At 41.9% G+C, this 17,944-nt stretch carries 12 protein-coding genes; 6 read left to right on the forward strand and 6 right to left on the reverse strand.

Annotated features, from left to right (window positions below; translation table 11 throughout):
- Positions 1 to 36: 36 nt before the first annotated feature.
- Genes ABWP91_RS04905 through ABWP91_RS04920 form a run of 4 tightly spaced genes read right to left on the reverse strand, consistent with a single transcriptional unit; the run spans position 37 to position 10,140 of the window.
- Positions 37 to 1,377: a hypothetical protein gene (locus ABWP91_RS04905; protein ID WP_353242303.1), complete on the reverse strand. Its 1,341-nt coding sequence runs from the start codon at positions 1,375 to 1,377 to the stop codon at positions 37 to 39.
- On the reverse strand, positions 1,374 to 7,652 hold the full coding sequence (locus tag ABWP91_RS04910; RefSeq protein WP_353242304.1) for an AAA domain-containing protein: 6,279 nt from the start codon (positions 7,650 to 7,652) through the stop codon (positions 1,374 to 1,376). Before ABWP91_RS04910 ends, ABWP91_RS04905 begins: the two co-directional genes overlap by 4 nt.
- Positions 7,653 to 7,667: 15 nt before the next feature.
- The gene (locus ABWP91_RS04915; protein WP_353242305.1) at positions 7,668 to 8,297 is read right to left on the reverse strand and encodes a 4Fe-4S single cluster domain-containing protein; all 630 of its coding nucleotides are present in this window, start codon (positions 8,295 to 8,297) and stop codon (positions 7,668 to 7,670) included.
- A 4-nt stretch (positions 8,298 to 8,301) separates the two neighbouring features.
- Positions 8,302 to 10,140 (reverse strand): AAA family ATPase, encoded by a 1,839-nt coding sequence (locus ABWP91_RS04920; RefSeq protein WP_353242306.1) that lies wholly within the window; start codon positions 10,138 to 10,140, stop codon positions 8,302 to 8,304.
- A 268-nt stretch (positions 10,141 to 10,408) separates the two neighbouring features.
- On the opposite strand from ABWP91_RS04920, the gene ABWP91_RS04925 reads away from it, so the two are divergent.
- Positions 10,409 to 11,275, forward strand: coding sequence for a fructosamine kinase family protein (locus ABWP91_RS04925; protein ID WP_353242307.1), 867 nt, complete (start codon positions 10,409 to 10,411; stop codon positions 11,273 to 11,275).
- Between the two features lie 231 nt (positions 11,276 to 11,506).
- Here the strand turns inward: ABWP91_RS04925 and ABWP91_RS04930 are convergent, their stop codons facing one another.
- Positions 11,507 to 12,046, reverse strand: a complete 540-nt coding sequence (locus ABWP91_RS04930; RefSeq protein WP_353242308.1) for a YniB family protein — start codon at positions 12,044 to 12,046, stop codon at positions 11,507 to 11,509.
- 365 nt (positions 12,047 to 12,411) lie between these two features.
- On the opposite strand from ABWP91_RS04930, the gene hxpB reads away from it, so the two are divergent.
- From hxpB to ABWP91_RS04950, 4 genes are all read left to right on the forward strand, one after another.
- Positions 12,412 to 13,077 (forward strand): hexitol phosphatase HxpB, encoded by a 666-nt coding sequence (gene hxpB, locus ABWP91_RS04935; protein WP_353242309.1) that lies wholly within the window; start codon positions 12,412 to 12,414, stop codon positions 13,075 to 13,077.
- A gap of 192 nt (positions 13,078 to 13,269) precedes the next feature.
- Positions 13,270 to 13,845, forward strand: coding sequence for a metal-dependent hydrolase (locus ABWP91_RS04940; RefSeq protein WP_353242310.1), 576 nt, complete (start codon positions 13,270 to 13,272; stop codon positions 13,843 to 13,845).
- Positions 13,846 to 14,026: 181 nt separating this feature from the next.
- Entirely contained in the window at positions 14,027 to 15,418 is a 1,392-nt protein-coding gene (locus ABWP91_RS04945) for an L-cystine transporter (protein ID WP_353242311.1), read from the forward strand.
- Positions 15,419 to 15,666: 248 nt separating this feature from the next.
- Positions 15,667 to 16,053, forward strand: coding sequence for a YkgJ family cysteine cluster protein (locus tag ABWP91_RS04950; RefSeq protein ID WP_353242312.1), 387 nt, complete (start codon positions 15,667 to 15,669; stop codon positions 16,051 to 16,053).
- 95 nt (positions 16,054 to 16,148) lie between these two features.
- Here the strand turns inward: ABWP91_RS04950 and ABWP91_RS04955 are convergent, their stop codons facing one another.
- Positions 16,149 to 17,153 carry a luciferase-like monooxygenase gene (locus ABWP91_RS04955; RefSeq protein WP_353242313.1) on the reverse strand — a complete coding sequence of 335 codons (1,005 nt, stop codon included), beginning with the start codon at positions 17,151 to 17,153 and terminating at the stop codon, positions 16,149 to 16,151.
- A gap of 275 nt (positions 17,154 to 17,428) precedes the next feature.
- On the opposite strand from ABWP91_RS04955, the gene ABWP91_RS04960 reads away from it, so the two are divergent.
- Positions 17,429 to 17,746 (forward strand): hypothetical protein, encoded by a 318-nt coding sequence (locus ABWP91_RS04960; protein WP_353242314.1) that lies wholly within the window; start codon positions 17,429 to 17,431, stop codon positions 17,744 to 17,746.
- Positions 17,747 to 17,944 lie beyond the last annotated feature (198 nt).

Raw genomic sequence — 17,944 nt, forward strand, 5'->3', positions numbered from 1 at the left:
AGCTTTTTTTAAAAGATAACAACTTATGAGTAACCGTTATTTACGCAATGTGCGAGGTTGTTGATTTGTAGCGGTATTTCTTTGCTGCCCTGCGTCTTCCAAATCATAAACTTTCATTTCATTGCTTCCTGCGGGTAATGCGCGTTCAACCACCAACTCGGCGTCTGATTGTGCCACGAATTCTTGCAATTGCTGATGCTGACTACACCAAATGGCATCAACATCTTTATCTCGTTGGGTGTCTCTTTGTGAGGATAACGCCACCGTACGTGTTTGAAAACGGGCTTGTTTTCCGCCCAGTTCTAAACCATACCCCGGTGTTGCAGGGTGCCTAACCACCACTTTGCCATTATCCATCCACGCTCTAACATCCGTCTCTTGAATTTGATAGCCAAGCTTACCTAAACCATCTAGCACCGTTCTTCTTTGCGCCTCTGCAACAAATGCCTGTTCTGCCAAATTAATTTTTGCTTCTAATTGTTCAGCCAGTGACATCAACCCAGTAACTGAACTTGAATGTATTGAAGCTAATGCTTCATCAATAATTTTTGCGTTTTCATCATCAGAAAAAATAGCGAGCTCTGCGCAAAGCTGTTCAACTTTTTCAACTAACTCAGTGTGTTGCTGGCTTTCTTTCAACTGTTTAGCCAAAATTAATATCAGTGAATCTGCGCGTAAATGGCGTTGTGGATTTTCATTCATTGATTGAATTTCAGCAAGCTGTTGCTGTGCGCTTAGTGCCTCATTCAAGTATCCCACCAGTTTAAGCTTTTCAATCATTAATAAAATTTGCTCACATTGCTTGGCATATGGTGATAATGGCGCGCCATACTGCCAAAATTGAGGGACATCTTCAGATTGTGCCTTTAACTGTTCAAGTAATTGATTAGCAAAGGGTGAAAGTTGACTTTGAACGTTATCTAGCGCGGTGAGTGCGCGGAAAATTAATGACCCCACGCCCTTCACATCGCGACTTTCCAACTCTGTGATTAACTGTTTTTCGGCAGGTAGCTTTTCTCGAACTAACGCCGCTAAAGCTTCTAAATTATGTTGTCGGTGTGCATTTGTTCTCGCTGCTAATGCCCGCTGTTCAAGTTGCTGCTCACGAACAGTTTGGATCTCTTGTTTCAGCGTGGCACTAAATTGGGTCAATTCATTTTTCAGTGTGGTTAACTGACGAGCAGATATTGTGCTGATATCATTCGCTGAAAGCTGTTGAAATAATGTGAAAATTTGTTCAATACGTGGCCGGTGATACTGTGTTGTATTGGCCATTTTTTGCCATTGTTGGAACATTTTACGCGTCACTGCCAATTGCCGGCGACACTGAATTTCATTCATTTCTCTAACGCTGATACGATGAACTGATGAGCTCATAATTCACTTTCCTGATGTATCGCCCTATTCGTTGAGCCAGTTAAACTTATTGATGCATTAACTATCGCATCTTGTAGCTGCTGTTGCGCTGTCGTTCTATCGTTATACCATTCAATAATCGAAACGCGATAACGCTCGGGTATCACACGACTTAAGATATTGCTGCGCCATAGCTCTCGCGCTCTAGCTGTATGCAAAAGTGGGTGTGAAGGCATATCACACTCAATACCAATTAATAATTGCCCAGTGACTTTATCTTCAATAAGGCAATCAAAATGAAATACTTCGTTTTTTGTAGATGCTGTTACTAGCCAACCATTTTGCTGAATAAATTCAACCACTGAAGTGACAAAGGCACTTTGTTCCACATAGGTGTCTTGCACGGCCAGCTGTGTCTGACACATACGGTTAAGTAATTTTTGGTTTTCTTTTTGTCTCAATGGGTTGCAAGCATCTTTTGCATACGCCAAATAGCCTTGTAAATAATCTCGTGGGATCTCAGGCTTACGGTAGGTTGTCAGTAAATCAGAAATTTCCTCGATAGGCATCGATGACATAATAACCACTTGCTGTCTTGCGCGTGTAATCGCAACATTTAAGCGTCGTTTTCCACCTGTTTGCCCTAATACACCGAAGTTACGTCTAAAGGTCCCCTGCGCATTACGGCCAAATGTGGTGGAAAATAAAATGACATCGCGCTCATCTCCTTGCACGTTTTCCACATTTTTGACAAAGAAGGACATATCCTCTTCATCACGAAAACGTTGATTTTCTTGTGTGTAGGCGGCCAAGAATTGCTTGTCCTGCTCTGCCCTCAGACGAATATGTTGGTTAATCAACGAAGTTTGCTTTTGGTTGAAGGTGACAACCCCCACTGACGGACGCTGCTCAAAAGGAAGTTGCCACATCGTTGCAAGGTGCTCAACAACTGCCGCCGCCTCTGCTTCATTACTTTGATTCACATACACACCATTAACCGCCACCAGCTGTAATGGCTTAATTTTATTCACTAATTTTGCTGAAAATTGTGCTGGAATATTCAACCGATTTTCATAAAAAGCAAAATTTGAGAAATTGATCAGTTCCCGATATGCCGAACGATAATGAATATCTAAGGTGTGAACTGGCAATATGGTACGCGCCAAATGTAGCAAGTCAGGGCAATCACTAATTTGCCGATAATCCCATTCTTCATCCGCATCGATTTGCTGTTCATCCACCTCATCATCATTGTCTTCTTCAACCAATTTTCCTGTGAAGAATTTAGAGGGTGGCATTTGCTTTTCATCACCACTAACAATCGCTTGTTTCCCCCTAAACAAGGTAGACAATGCAAATTCAATGGGCATTTGCGATGCCTCATCGTATATCACACTATCAAACATCCCCGCTTGTAATGGCAAGACTTGGCTTGCTACATCAGGTGTCATCAGCCAAATCGGGCGTAATTGCATCAAGCCAATTTCACGACCTTCCTTAATAAACTCTCTTAAACGACGCGCTCTTGGCCCTGCAAGGCGTGTAATTTCCTCCCATTCACGGCGGCTTCCCATTTTAGACAAATCATAATTGCGAGTTAGCGCCGTACGGTTAAAGAGTTGTAGTTCATTTTGGGCATGCTCCAGTTCGGCTAAATCCGCCATAAATTGCCGACTATTGGCTGAAATTGCAGGCAATTTAGCCTCAAATTGTTTTTTTACAAAATGATAGAAACCGTAGCTAACTGTCTGTATTAATGTTGCAATCCAATCTTTTTGGTGATTGTTTTCATGAATATATTGCGTAATGACAGGGTGTAATACCGCTAAGGTTTGCCAATGTTGTGGCGTAAAATTGGCAGTTTCCTCTCTAAATAATTGATACTGGATCAACGAGTTTCTTTTTTCAGCAATTTGGATTAATTCATTCGTAAATGATTTTCCTTCACCAATTGCATGTTGAAATCGTTCTATCGTTTGTGGCGAAAGAACAGACGCAAATTTATCTAATTGGTTGTCACTTTCTATTTTTGCTTTGAACTTTGTAATTGCAGATTGAATCTCATTGCACTGACGTTCAAACCCGATTTGTTGCTCGTCTATAATCGCGGGTAAAAAATGTGAAATTTCAGGGTATTGAGCCAATAACTGGCTTGAGCTATCCACCCATTTTAATTGTTCGATTAACTGAGGTAAGCCAGTTCGCCAATTGGGTTGAATTTTCATGCCAATTAATTGATAAATCGGCATAATTTCTTTTTCAAGTAAACGCCATTGTTGCTCTACACCAATCGTTTTATGCAATACAGCCAAGCTAGCCTGATTTAATCCACTTTCAGCCATAAATTGCTGTAGCTGATTATGGCGACCATAATAAAAGGGGTTGAAAAAGCGTAACCAAGACCCCTGTATTGACTCTGTTGTTGCGCGAGATAATTCCGCTAATTTTTTCGATTCTATTCCCTTAAATAACGGGAAAAGTAGTGAATCTGTATTTGCCTCATCAATCATTAATAAGCGTTGATAACGCTGTTCTAATTGTTCAATGACGGTTTTGCCCGTCGTGACTGAACCGTGCAAATTGATAAACAACGCTAACCACTGGGATAAACTTTGCCATTGTGCGGGCGTTTGTTGGCCAAAATGTGACTTTAACTGCACCAGAATGCGTTCATGGCTTGTCAGCTCAGTGAGTGTAATACCGTGATAATCAGATTGGTAAGCCTGATCACGTTGCTTTTCCACCTCAATAAATAATGTAATCTGTTGATTAAATAACAGATATTGATGGTCGTTCACAGAAAACTGCGCTAATGCCTTTAATGGGCTATTTTCATAATCTAATTGCCACCATGTTTGGGCATGCTGTTTAATGTCATCTAGAAGCTGGGCAAATTTAGGTTGATTAAATTCTGCGAACACTTGAACTAGCTCAGCATCATTGATGTTCAAATGCTCTAACGCTTCGACCTGAATTAAACTGCTTAAAATCTGTTTATAAGATAGCTGCCAATGGGTATCGACATCATTGAGGGCATGGTAATAAGCATCAAGTTTTTGCTCAAAAAGCTGTACTCGGCTAAATAAACGAGTGCGTTCTGCTTGCCAGTCTTGCTCAAATAACGTGCTATTTTCTTTATTCCACAGTTGTTCAATTTGTTCACGCACTGCCAAAATAACCTCACGGCTTTTTTGGTTCTGACGAATAAGCAGCGCCCTATCACCTAAACCATTAGCCACCAATCGCTTATATACCACCTCAAGTGCCGCAGGCTTTTGGCATACCACTAACACTGTCTGTTGATGGCCTAATGCATCGGCAACAAGACTAACAATGGTTTGGCTTTTCCCTGTTCCCGGTGGCCCTTCAATCAATAGCCCTGTTTGTTGTTGCGCGGCTTGAACGACACGTTCTTGAGACGGATCGGCAAGGGATAACGCAAATGGGCTCAGGATATTTTCGGGGTTAACAACGCGTTCCGGTAAACTTGCTGAATTCACTTTCAATAAAGTAGACAATGCCGTCTGCGCAATGGAGATATTGGCTATCTGCTGTAGATCGCTACTCATTGCCTGACCAATAAATGACGTATGGAATAGCACCGCCGAGCATGCAACCTGTGCATAGTTTTCTTCTACAGGGTCAGTTAACGAAGGCAATGGAAGTAACTGCGTACCTTGTATTGGCAACAGTGCAGACAAGCTTTCCATCATTTCATCAATGGTCAAACCGGCTTTAGACAACAGCATATCTAAAACACTCTGCCACTTACTGATTGCGGGGATCCCGACAAAGCTCGCTAATGCAGGGTTAAGACGGACGGCACCACGCTCGTGATCAAAATTCAATTGAATAGGGCTTTGCTGTGCAATCGCCGATTGCATTGAGATTGGCCATAAAAATAACGGTGCAATACGGGGTTTAATTTGGTTTGGCTGAGTATTCAAGACTAAAAAAGGAAAGCCTAAATACATGCCATTAATACCCGTATCCCTTTGATACAATTGCGTATCTGCTTGTAGCATTCTTAAGCGAGTATTCACGCCTTTACGCTGTAGCAGCATATCGCTATCAATGGTCATCAACCCTTTTTTACGGTTGAGTAGGTGCTCCAATAACACACTTGCACTGCGCATCGTACTATCACATTCAGTTAAATCAATACGCCCTGTGTTTGGCGTTAAACGCATGCGAACTAAATTGCCTCGCTGCGTCACCGCAGTCAGTTTCTGGTTAAAAAAACGCAGCACTTCAAGCACATATTTTTGCGATTCAGGAACTTGCCAGTGCTCTATTGGTATCGCCAGTAGCACGAGTGTTTTCTCTAGCGAAAGCCTGCGCATCAATAAAAACTGATCAACCCAACTGTCTAAAACAGCCAGCCCGACACGTTTGAAATCACTCACTCTCTCACTAAGTTGCAAATACAACGCCTTACGTGTTAATGAAAGCTGCGTTTTGGCCATTCCATGATCAAAATTATCAATATCATTTTGTTTAGCGAGCTCAAACGCCTGCTCAACCAATGCGTCTAATGAAATAAACTGGCCAATATCCGCACTCAATAGCAGAATGTAATCAATTTCTTGCGGATTTTGCTTATCAAATAACCCTTGTAAGCTTTCATTATGGGAATCAGGAAATTGCGCATGTAAGAGCTCCCACCTTGCAGATAATTGATTGATTGAAGTAATCAATAAATACAAACGCAAGCTTTCTTCATTCAAGAGAATATTGAGCTGGCGAGCTCGCTCTCGCACCAAACATTGGCGATGATAAAGCTGCACTAACCAATGTTGTGGGTCGATATCTTGAATGTATCGATTAAGCTCCTCGCTAATCAGTACAAAGCCTAAATTCGGGTTTTCTAACAACCATGCTGGCGTGATAATCTCACCACGGTAAATTAACGGGATATTTTCATTGAGAATTTTTAAGGCAAAAGTCAGCTTAATTTCATTGAGATTTTCTTGCTGGAAGTCGCAATCAAGCAATGTTTGCAATTTCGTTAACTGTTCTTGGCTGTTTTCAAACTGCGCTAACCACGAACTGACTTCACCTCGCAATAAAAGTGGTAGCGCATCATCCCAATGGCTCGCTTGTGCCGCCACCAATGCAAATACGTCTGGTTGTTGGAATTGCTGTCCCTCAAACGTCAGCGTGTGAAGATGGCTTTGTCTATCGTTTTTTTGAATTTGTGGAGCTTGCTGGGGTTTCCCTTGTAGCCACGCTAAAACCTCTGGCCACTGCCAACGTAAGAAACGGTCTCGACACAATAACCCGCGTAATAACAGTTGGGTATTAGGAGATAAATATTCGGGTAAATCAACGCCATTAGTCATCACTTGGATAAGAAAAGCATTATCTTGAATATGGTCGAAACACCGTCCTTGGGTAAGCTGTTCTAAGAGTATAATCCCAAGGCTCCACCAATCGGACGCTGCACTGACACCGCCAGCAAGAGTTTCAGGCGCTGAGTAACGGGAAATATCCAGTGGAGTAACAATATCAAGGTCAAACTCTGATAAACAAGCAGAACCGTATTCAATCACTACAATATCAAGAGGATGGCGCCTGCGAATAAGCAAATTAGAGGGGCACAAATTACGATGCCGTAAACCATGCTCCGCAAATGCCGCAATTGCCTGCCCCATTTCTTCTACAAGTTTAGGAATTTCATCTGCCTGCCAAAATTCACCTTGCTGGATAAACTGACTTAGTGACCCACCTTCAAGCATTTCAGTGACATGCCATGCGCGGTTTTCAAAGCGGCCATACTCATAAAACTCAGGAACATGGTCTGTTGGAATGCGTTTAAGGACTTGGTAAACAGCGGGATCGGGCTCCTCCCCCTTTTGGTAGAGTGTCAGTACGCCACTTTTTTCTTCGGCACAATGTGTTACAAAGTAGCGTTCGCGGGGACTATCACTGCCATTAATTCGTCTTTCTAAGCGCCAAGAGCCTATCTGCTGATGGGGTGACGACAAAACCTCGATGACTGACTCTGCTGCAACATCTGCCCCACACTCAAGACAAATAAAGTCATCTTCAGCCATAAGATGACCATTTTTACAATGACGTAACGCTGGGATGCCACTTTCGCCACTTGATGGCGTATCAATAGAAATGGCTGACGCGATTTCAGGGCGCCACCCTTCAGGATGAATAGGCTCAAGCGTGAGATCCCAACTACAAAGTTGCAGATTTCCTTGTTCTGTTTGAATTTGCCCTGCACAAAATATTTCAGTTAACGGCCGTTCTGTTAAACAATGTGGGCAAAAGCGTATCATCGTCATCCTTCTCTCTCATGACTATTTTTTGAGTTGTTTTAAGGTGTTATCTTGTAGGGCAAGGAGTTGACTTAACCGTTGCATATCGCCTCGTTCAGGGATCCCCGCCAGAAACAGTCGCCCTTGATCATCAAAGGCTAAATCCAGTTTCTTATCTTCTGGTGTTACAACACGTTGATATTGTTTAAATAACGACTTACCAAGCGGTGTTAAAAGGTGAAGCCGTTGATTATCGCTGCCCCTTAACATCAATGTTTGAGGTATTTCAACGTTAAACGGCTCACTGATCAGCGCATCTATGTAGGGGGACATTTGAGCAACGCTATCTTCAATCACTCCCCATTCATAGCCACTATATACTAGAATATTCCCTTTAAATCGCTGTTTTATTTCACGTAATAATGTGAGCAAGGCGTCTGGTTGCTCAAACGGCTCTCCCCCTGAAATGGTAATACCATCTGCGAATGGTAACCATTCTTGGACTTGGTCAATTAACTGTGCCACTGTGAAATGGCTGTCTTTCACTTGCCACGTATCAGGGGATAAACACCCCTTGCAACGCAGCGAACACCCTTGAAACCAAATACCAATCCGTTTTCCCGGCCCTAAAGTCGTGACAGGAAAATGAATACGTGAAACGCTAATATTCATCGTTCTAATGACCTACCGCCGTCAGTGTGATTTGCGTATTTTCACCCATCAGAATCGACGTGATTTGGTAAGCACTGTTGGCTTGTATGTCTTGGTCGAAAATTGCTCTCGATAATGGGTTAATCAAATATATTTCTAATTGATTACGTATTCCACGCCCACCATTGGATAAATCTGCCAAGCAGTTCATTTTTAACGCGTCTTTAGCTTCCGAAGATATTGAAATAGTCAAAGACTGTTTTTCTAAGCCTGACAAAATGTTATCCACCATTTGCTCAAAAATTTGCTCAGCAACATCAGGGCGGATAAAGTCAAAAACAATAATGTTTTCACCAATACGATTGAGCAACTCAGGGCGGTTAAGTACCAGTTTAAAGTGGCGTTCTATTTCATTTTTAACATTGCGCGTCACGGTTTCGAATGGCTCGTGAGGTTGAACATTTGCCACTCGCTCGCCATTGGCGTCTAGGCGATAAATACCGAGGTTAGACGTAAAAATAATTAACGCTTCTGAAAAATAAACACGATCACCACGTCCTGATGTTAAAACCCCATCATCGATGATCTGTAAAAACTTATCCATTAAATGGGGATGGGCTTTTTCGATTTCATCAAATAAAACCACACTAAATGGCTTTTCACGAATTGCGTTGGTTAATTCACCTCCTGAATCATACCCAACGTAACCAGGAGGAGCACCAATCAGTCGTTGATCTGCATGTTCGGCACTAAATTCAGACATATCAAAGCGGATATAGGCACTTTCGTCACCAAACAGTAACTGCGTCACTGTTTTAGCCAGTTCCGTTTTCCCGACACCTGTCGGCCCAGCAAGGAATAACACTCCTCGAGGACGCCCACCTTTATGGCTACCAACACCTGTCATTGCTCGTTTGATGATATCCAATAAATGTGTGACCGCATGCTGCTGTCCTTTTACTCGGCGGGAAATTATTGTGGGTGCGTGGTGAATTTTTTGCTTATCAATCTTTTTCCACGGGTCTTCGGTGATCCCGACTTTATAACGACGAACGGCATCACTAATGCTGGTTGCGGGCACCTGTTCGATACGTGCCAGTTGCACAATGGCAGTTAAGTCCAGCAGTAACAGCCCTTCTGTTTCATCTATAAAATCATTAATTAATGATGTCTTATCAACCTCTTCAATACCATTAAAATCCGCCAGCGAAGCTAATAAACTAGGCGCTAATAAACGGCGCACTTGACCATCGGGTTTAGCAACTGGAATGGCTCGAATACGAGGGTTATTCACCACAAACCAATCGGGCAAATCTGTTTCTTTTTCCACTATCCAAAATACCGTATTAAAAAACGGCTGATTGTGCTCCCCCGCAGGCCTTGCCTTTCCGTGGTGTGAGGCGACTAATGCACGGGTAAATAAACTGTGTTCTGCGGGCGTAAGGTTATCGCGATGGGAAATTAAACAAGAGGCAAAGTCGATACATAAGGCAATAGGCTGTTGTTTATCATTAATAAATCGCTCAAGCAGATGATTCAACATATCGATACCACCAGCAGCTTTGCCCTCAGTAACATTTAACCCCAGCCGTTGCATAACAGTATCTGTTTCTTGGGTGTTATGTGCAGGGTTTGCTAAGCATTGAAAACCGACCAATGGCGTATACGTCAATACATATGCGTACCCTGCTTTAAATAAACTATTAAATAAAGACTGGTTAAATGGCAAAGGTGTAACAATTGAGGGGGCTATTTCACTGGCTTGCAAATCGCGCACATTGCCAAACAAGACAAACTGACTTTTTAGCGGAATAAATCGCAGTAAGTCCCTTAACCAACGTGGATTTTGAAAATCAATGTGCATGGCTTTCCCTTATTATTTCATTTTTTGCAGTTTACCTGAATAAACCGAGGAGCGCGCTGGCATATCGATTTAATAGACAAATATCTGAACATTCTCAATTTGATAAAAAACCGCTATCTTTAAATTTGCAGTAATTTCTTTTTATCCATAAAACGATTAAATAATTATTTCGTGATAGGCACTTCTTTTTAAACAATTATCACTGTTAATTCCTAAACTGTCGCTATAGTATTGTGTTAGTGAAGATCAAAGCAGAGCGAGGTGAGTCATGTGGCAAGCAATGTGTCGTTTATTAAGTGAACACTTAGGTGAAGCAGAGCTACGTAACAAAGTCATTCTCTCTGGTGGTGATATTCACCATACGTTAAGAATTGACTATGGCGAACACACCGTATTCATTAAACAAAATCGGCGTGAGTTTCTCCCGTTATTTAAGCAAGAAGCTGAACAGCTAGAAATGCTCGCCAAAAGCCAAACCATTACCGTTCCCAAGGTGTATGGTGTAGGCAGTAATAAGCACCATAGTTTTCTTCTACTCGAATACTTCCCTTTAAAACCGTTTGATACCACCAATGCTTGGCACTTTGGTCAACAGCTTGCCCGCTTACATCAATGGGAAGAACAGCCCAGTTATGGTTTTGATTTTGACACCATGTTAAGCACAATTATTCAACCAAATGGCTGGGAAAAACGCTGGAATTCTTTTTTTGCAGAAAAACGCATTGGTCTGCAATTACAGCTGGCCTCTGAAAAAGGTATGGTATTTGGTGATATTCAGCAAATTGTCGATGTCGTTAAAAATAAATTAGCGGGTCACCAACCTCAACCCTCTTTATTACACGGCGATTTATGGCCTGCTAACTGCGCCATAACCCATCAAATCGATGGCATTCTTTATGATCCTGCATGCTATTGGGGTGATAGGGAATGTGATATCGCGATGTTGCCATTATATAAAGATATTCCTATTCAAATTATTGATGGCTACCAAAGCATTTGGCCGCTCCCTAATGGCTTTTTAGATAGGCAGCCTATTTACCAGTTATATTATTTACTCAATCAAGCCCATATTTTTGGTAATGAACAAAGCTATCTGCACGCCCAAAAGATTGTTGATTCGCTATTAAAGGAATAATCAGAAAGGTCATAAAACGAGGATGACTTAGCCACCGATAAATGTCTGTGACCCGAGTAGCCGAATGAAGCCAACACCACTACAGCGTGAAATATGACGAAAATGTGTTTTCTAAATAATTCACACTATGCGTAGGCATCAAGTGCCGCTAATCTCTAGGAGCATACATCAGTATGTGACTAGAGTTAGCAAGCGAAGATAACACCCGCATAATGGGAAGTATGACGAAAACTACCAGTTAAGGAATTTTAGGATAAAATACAGCCCTATCAACAGCACAACTGGCCAGAAATAGAGAATAAAAAACTGGGTGAAAATTGTGTGGCGTGGAATGGTGACGTTTGCTTCGAGTTCTGCTTTGGAAAGCTCAATTCCTTTGGCTTTTTCCAGAATCACGTGATCTTCAAGGCTTTCACGAATAAATTTAATTTGCCGGTACATTCTTAGGCCTGATGCACTGAGCGCTAAACCAACAAAAATAAAAATAAAGATGATAATAAACCCTAGGTTGCTACCTGAAAAACCATTAGCAACTTGCGGTACAGGGGAGTTATTCCAGAAGAAATTTAAAAACGGTGTCGTTTGGCGAGTCATTTCCGCCATCAATTTAATAAAATCATTGGCTACTGCATTGATCCCTTCACCTGCCAACCCTTTCATTCCAGCAAGTTTAATTAAAGACGCCAACGTCGAAATTAATGCTACCAGAAAAACAACCCAACCCAGAATACGTTTGCCGATTGCGACATAATTAGCATTGTGGTAATTCATTACTGCTCTTCCTCAGAGTTATTATTCTCGATAAATTTTCATGGTGACTTTTCAGGGGTAATAATAGCCGAAATTATTAAATGCCTCCAAATTTACCTTGTGAAATGATGATTGCGTAACGACTTTCAGAACTTTAAACATTTTTAATTACACATCGGATAAACAACTTTCACCATCTGTGCCTATTCGCTCTAGTGTTGAGTTGTTAAAATCACCCGTGCAATTAATACGAATATTTATTCTTTTGCTGGTATCATAGTCAGTGAGTAAATAAATACTATCGTCGCTGGGTAAGTTCCCTTAATTCCTACTGCCACAAGGGTAAAGCTCATTGGCAATAGGGTTTACATGAATGGAGTTTTGACATGTACCATAACCTTCCCATCCAATCCGTTATTTTTGATATGGATGGCTTATTGATCGACTCGGAACCTTTTTGGGAGCAAGCTGAGCTTGAAGTTTTTTCGCAGTTAGGCGTTGACCTTGCAATTGCCAACACTCTGCCTGATACATTGGGTTTACGTATCGACCACGTTGTTGAACTTTGGTACCAAGCTTCACCTTGGCATGGATGCAGTCAACAAGAAGCCAAACAGCGGATCATTGACCGTGTTGTTGGCTTAGTTGAAGAAACTCGCCCTATTTTACCCGGTGTACAACATGCGATGGAGCTTTGCCGCTCGATGGATTTAAAAATCGCGCTGGCGTCTGCATCACCACTGTATATGCTTGAAAAAGTATTAAATTTACTGGATATTCGCGATTATTTTTCCGCTGTCATTTCAGCCGCTGATTTACCATTGAGCAAGCCACACCCTGAAGTTTATCTTAAAGCTGCTTCTGCACTATCCACCAAACCTATCCACTGCGCATCTTTAGAAGATTCGTTTAATGGCATGATTTCAGCAAAAGCTGCGAGAATGCGCTCCATTGTCGTGCCAGATAGTAAGCATTTTAATGACCCACGCTTTGGTTTAGCGGATATTAAATTAAATTCTTTAAATGAATTAGAAGCGAAACATTTACGCTAGTTATAGCGAATTGTGTAATCTGTATTCACCCCTATCTAACTTAGGTAGGGGGATTGCTTAAAAAATATAAAATCCTTTCCTTATTTGCTAATAAATAAGAGTTTTTTTACCTTTACCCCTCTATCATATTCTTTTTAAACACTTTATACTGCCAATCAACTGTATAGATAAACAGATGGTATTTTATCCACCATGACTGCTGAAGGGCATCTGCTTTTTTCCGTCGCCTCTTTGATAATGGCCCATAAACTCCAAGTTACCCCTGAGCTAGCTCAAGGTGACTGGTTGCACTTGGTCCCTGGTGCGTTATTAGGTGCATTATTACCCGATATTGATCACCCTTCTTCCCTACCCGGTCGGCTACTGCGTATTTTTTCGTTGCCTATCTCTAAGCTCTGCGGTCACCGCGGTTTCACCCACAGTTTACTAGCATGGCTGTTATTAATGCTGTCATGTTATCAATGGATCCCAGAGCAATGGCCAATTCCTAATGACCTTATTCAAGCCTTTTTATTAGGTTATTTGAGCCATTTAGTGGCTGATATGTTAACGCCTTCAGGGGTGCCGTTTTTATGGCCATTGCCCCAACGGTTCTGTTTTCCTGTTATTCGAGGGAAAAACAGTAAACGGGGCGAACGTTTTATTGCGGTTATTTTGACAGTTTGTGCCTGTTTTTTACCAGCAGGGTATCAATTTGACTTTTATCATCAGGTTGAAAGCGTAATGGAATATATTAAAAATCAGCTAGATATACGCTTCCCTACATAATTCTCAGTTTTGTAATATAATGTAAGCATGAATAATACTATCTTATTACTATTTAGTATAAGAAATGTGTTTTCTCTATTGATACCATATAACCAGTTGTTAGAAGCAACGAAATCCTTATAACCATTAAGGGTTAAAGGGCTAGGTCACATACCTTATAAAAAACGATTTGGAGTTCGGAATGAATATTCCTCTAATTATTAATGTGCTTGTTTTTGTAGCACTGTTGATACTGTTAGCAAAACTGGGCGCAAAAGGCTGGAGCCTGTCTAAAAAAGTCTTAGTCGGTTTGGTCTTTGGTGTCGCTTATGGTGTCGTGCTGCACCTTGTTTACGGTAGCGGCCACCAGACAGTAAAAGACTCCATTCTTTGGTTTAATATTGTTGGTAATGGTTATGTGCAGCTATTACAAATGGTCATTATGCCATTAGTGTTCGCGTCTATTCTGAGCGCGGTTGCAAGACTGCATAAAGCCTCTTCACTGGGCAAAATTAGTTTTTTAACGATTGGCACATTGCTGTTAACGACGGCGATCGCCGCCTTAGTGGGTATTTTAATTGCAAACCTATTTGGCTTAACCGCTGAGGGCTTAGTACAAGGCCAATCAGAAACCGCTCGCTTAAGTGCTATCGAAACTAATTATATTGGTAAAGTTTCTGACTTAACCGTGCCACAGTTAATCCTGTCGTTTATTCCTAAAAACCCATTTGCAGATTTGACAGGTGCAAGCCCAACATCAATCATCAGTGTGGTTATTTTTGCAGCCTTCTTAGGGGTAGCTGCACTACAATTGTTTAAAGATGATAAAGAGCGTGGTGAAAAAGCCTTAGCCGCGATTGATGTTATGCAAGCTTGGGCGATGAAATTAGTTCGCTTAGTCATGCGTTTAACCCCTTATGGTGTAATGGCGCTGATGATCAAAGTAGTTGCGAGCTCAAATCTTCACGATATCATTAACTTAGGTACATTCGTCATTGCCTCTTACGTGGCTCTGGGTATCATGTTTGTTGTTCACGGGATTTTTATTGCAACAACGGGCTTAAACCCAATTAAATTCTTTAAGAAAGCGGGACCAGTACTGACATTCGCCTTCACTAGCCGTTCAAGTGCAGCAAGTATTCCGCTGAATATTGAAACGCAAACACGTCGTTTTGGTGTTCCTGAATCTATTGCCAGCTTCTCTGCCTCATTTGGCGCGACAATCGGTCAGAATGGTTGTGCGGGTATTTACCCAGCCATGTTGGCTGTCATGGTTGCACCAACGATGGGAATCAACCCGTTTGACCCACTGTGGATTGCAACATTAGTCGGTATTGTTACTGTCAGTTCAGCGGGTGTTGCTGGCGTCGGTGGTGGTGCAACATTTGCGGCGTTAATTGTTCTGCCAGCGATGGGATTACCAGTAACCTTAGTTGCTCTGTTGATTTCAGTCGAGCCATTAATTGATATGGGCCGTACCGCCCTGAACGTCAGCGGTTCAATGACAGCAGGTACAGTGACGAGCCAACTGATGGGTGAAACAGATAAAGCTGTGTTTAATCAAGATGATGATACTGAGTTAAAACACGTTTAATCACTTAAGCTTTTACAAACTCGAAACCTGCCTAAATGGCAGGTTTTTTTATGACTAAAAATTGCCGTTTGATTTTATTTAAATCAAAAATACACATAATAACTAGTTTTTTCTGCTACAAGCTATTGCAATTCACTGGATTTACATAAGATAATAAAATTTGAGCAACGTTTTCTTGAGCTTCCTGCTTGTGTTGCGTCAACCCGTATTCTACGGGGATATTATCAACATCAATATCTGGTTTTGTTATGTCAAATATTCATATTCTTAAAACCGATCCTTCAGATAACCCTTGTGTAAGCTGCGGTGCTTGTTGCGCCTATTTTCGTGTCTCTTTCTATTGGGCTGAGGCAGAAAGTGGCGGCGGCGTTGTACCACAACATTTAACCGAGCAAATCACCCCTTTTATGAGCTGCATGCATGGCACCAATCAAAAGCAAAATGCGCGCTGTAGTGCGCTGCAAGGTACAATAGGGGAATGTGTGTCTTGCTCCATTTACGCACAAAGACCAACGCCTTGTCGTGAGTTTGAGCAATCTTGGCAAGATGGTATCTATAATGAGGCGTGCGACCGAGCACGTGCAGCTCATGGGTTACCACCGCTAGAACCACACCACCCGCAAATCGCGTGTTAATCCGTCAATGACCCAGAGTTTTTCTGGGTTATCTCTTTTCTTATTGATTAAATCAAACGCTTGCTTCCCTGCAAAATGACGTCCTTTCAAATGGCTTAGCTTAATTCATTCATAACTTGCATCGCCAGTTCAAATGAATATAAGCGCGATTGGTGATCGAAGATTTGCCCATTCACCATAATTTCATCGGCTTGTGTTTGGCGCAAAACGGTTTCTAGCCCATGACGGACTTTCGATTTATCCCCCACTAACGACATACCAAGTGCTTGTTGGACGCCGTATTCCTCAGCTGGGGACCAAATATTGGCCATGCTTTCAACTGGCGGTGGTAATTGAGAAGTCTGTCCGCGGCGCAACATCACAAAGGCTTGTTGCATCGAAGTAAACAAAAACTCAGCTTCACGCTGCGTATCTGCCGCAATGATATTAATACACACCATTGCATAAGGCTTAGCAAGTCTTTCCGATGGCTGGAAGTTGCTGCGATAAACCTCTAGCGCTTGCAATAATAAATCTGGTGCAAAATGGGAAGCAAACGCAAACGGTAAACCTAATTTTGCGGCAAGGGTCGCGCTATAAAGACTGGAGCCTAGTAACCATACAGGAATTTTTTCACCGAATCCTGGCACTGGGCGAACCGCGGGATCAGTGTTAGTCGCATCAAACCAGTTAACTATTTGAGCGATATCTTGCGGGAAGTTATCGATATCTGTGTTCATATGGCGGCGTAGTGCCTGCATAGTTTGCTGGTTACTCCCCGGCGCTCGCCCTATCCCTAAGTCAATACGATCGGGATAAAGGGTATTGAGCGTACCGAACTGCTCTGCAATCACTAATGGTGAATGGTTCGGTAGCATCACGCCACCAGAACCTAATCGCAGTGACTCTGTATTTGCCGCCAAATACCCAATGAGTACCGATGTCGCTGCGCTAGCGATCCCTGTCATATTATGGTGCTCAGCAAGCCAATAACGGTGATAGCCCAGCTTTTCAGCTAATTTAACAAGGTCAAGAGAATGGGAAAAAGCCTCTTTTGCCGTTGACCCTTGGGTGATCGGTGCAAGATCGAGCAAAGAAAGAGGGATTTTTTTATCTAACATACACGCTCACTTTGTTAGGATTGTGGTGATATTGAAGCTAACTTACCATCCTAGTCTATTGCGCTCTTGGTCTCCACATTTGAAATTCGTATTAGCACAACTGGAATAAAAATGTAAACTTGAGTCTACTAACTCACTGTTTTCCCTAGATTATGAATTAAGCATGAACAAAAAGTGCAGTAATTATGAAGCTTCAGTCAAGGGAGGTAAAAGCGATTGAGCGGCAAAAAAAATTCGTGAATGATGGCTTCATTAACCATACAGAGGAAATTGAAATGAAAAAATTAAATGCAGGTTTATTGGCTTTAGCGTTAATGTCAGTGGGTTTTGCAGCAACCGCAGCCAATATTGGTAATGGTGGCAACAACCATATGCAACGCCAACATATGGGCAATCACCATAATATGATGTATAGCGTAGCTGAACAGACTACAACACCAAATGAAACAGTGAAAAAACTGGCCAACAATGCGCCTAAAATTGAAGACGGCAAACGCTATGTTGTGAAAGTCACTGTGATAGAAGTCCCTGAATTTCCTAATATGAATAGCGTGCCAATGCCAAAACCTGTTAACGCACCCGCAGCGCAATAGTGGGTCATATTGATTAACCTTGTTAATGATATCGGTAAACCTTTTTTATTGATAAGCATAACCAAATAGCTTAATCAGTAAGACACCGATATTCTAAAAGGACAATAAAGAGTTCTATATATCCTACGATTGCCTCTGTTCATCAGGGGCTTTTTTTGTAGTTTCTCCTAAATGCCCTTCCCTCACTAGTAATTATAC

It is taken from the genome of Providencia sp., from assembly GCF_040396775.1.
GTDB lineage: Bacteria > Pseudomonadota > Gammaproteobacteria > Enterobacterales > Enterobacteriaceae > Providencia.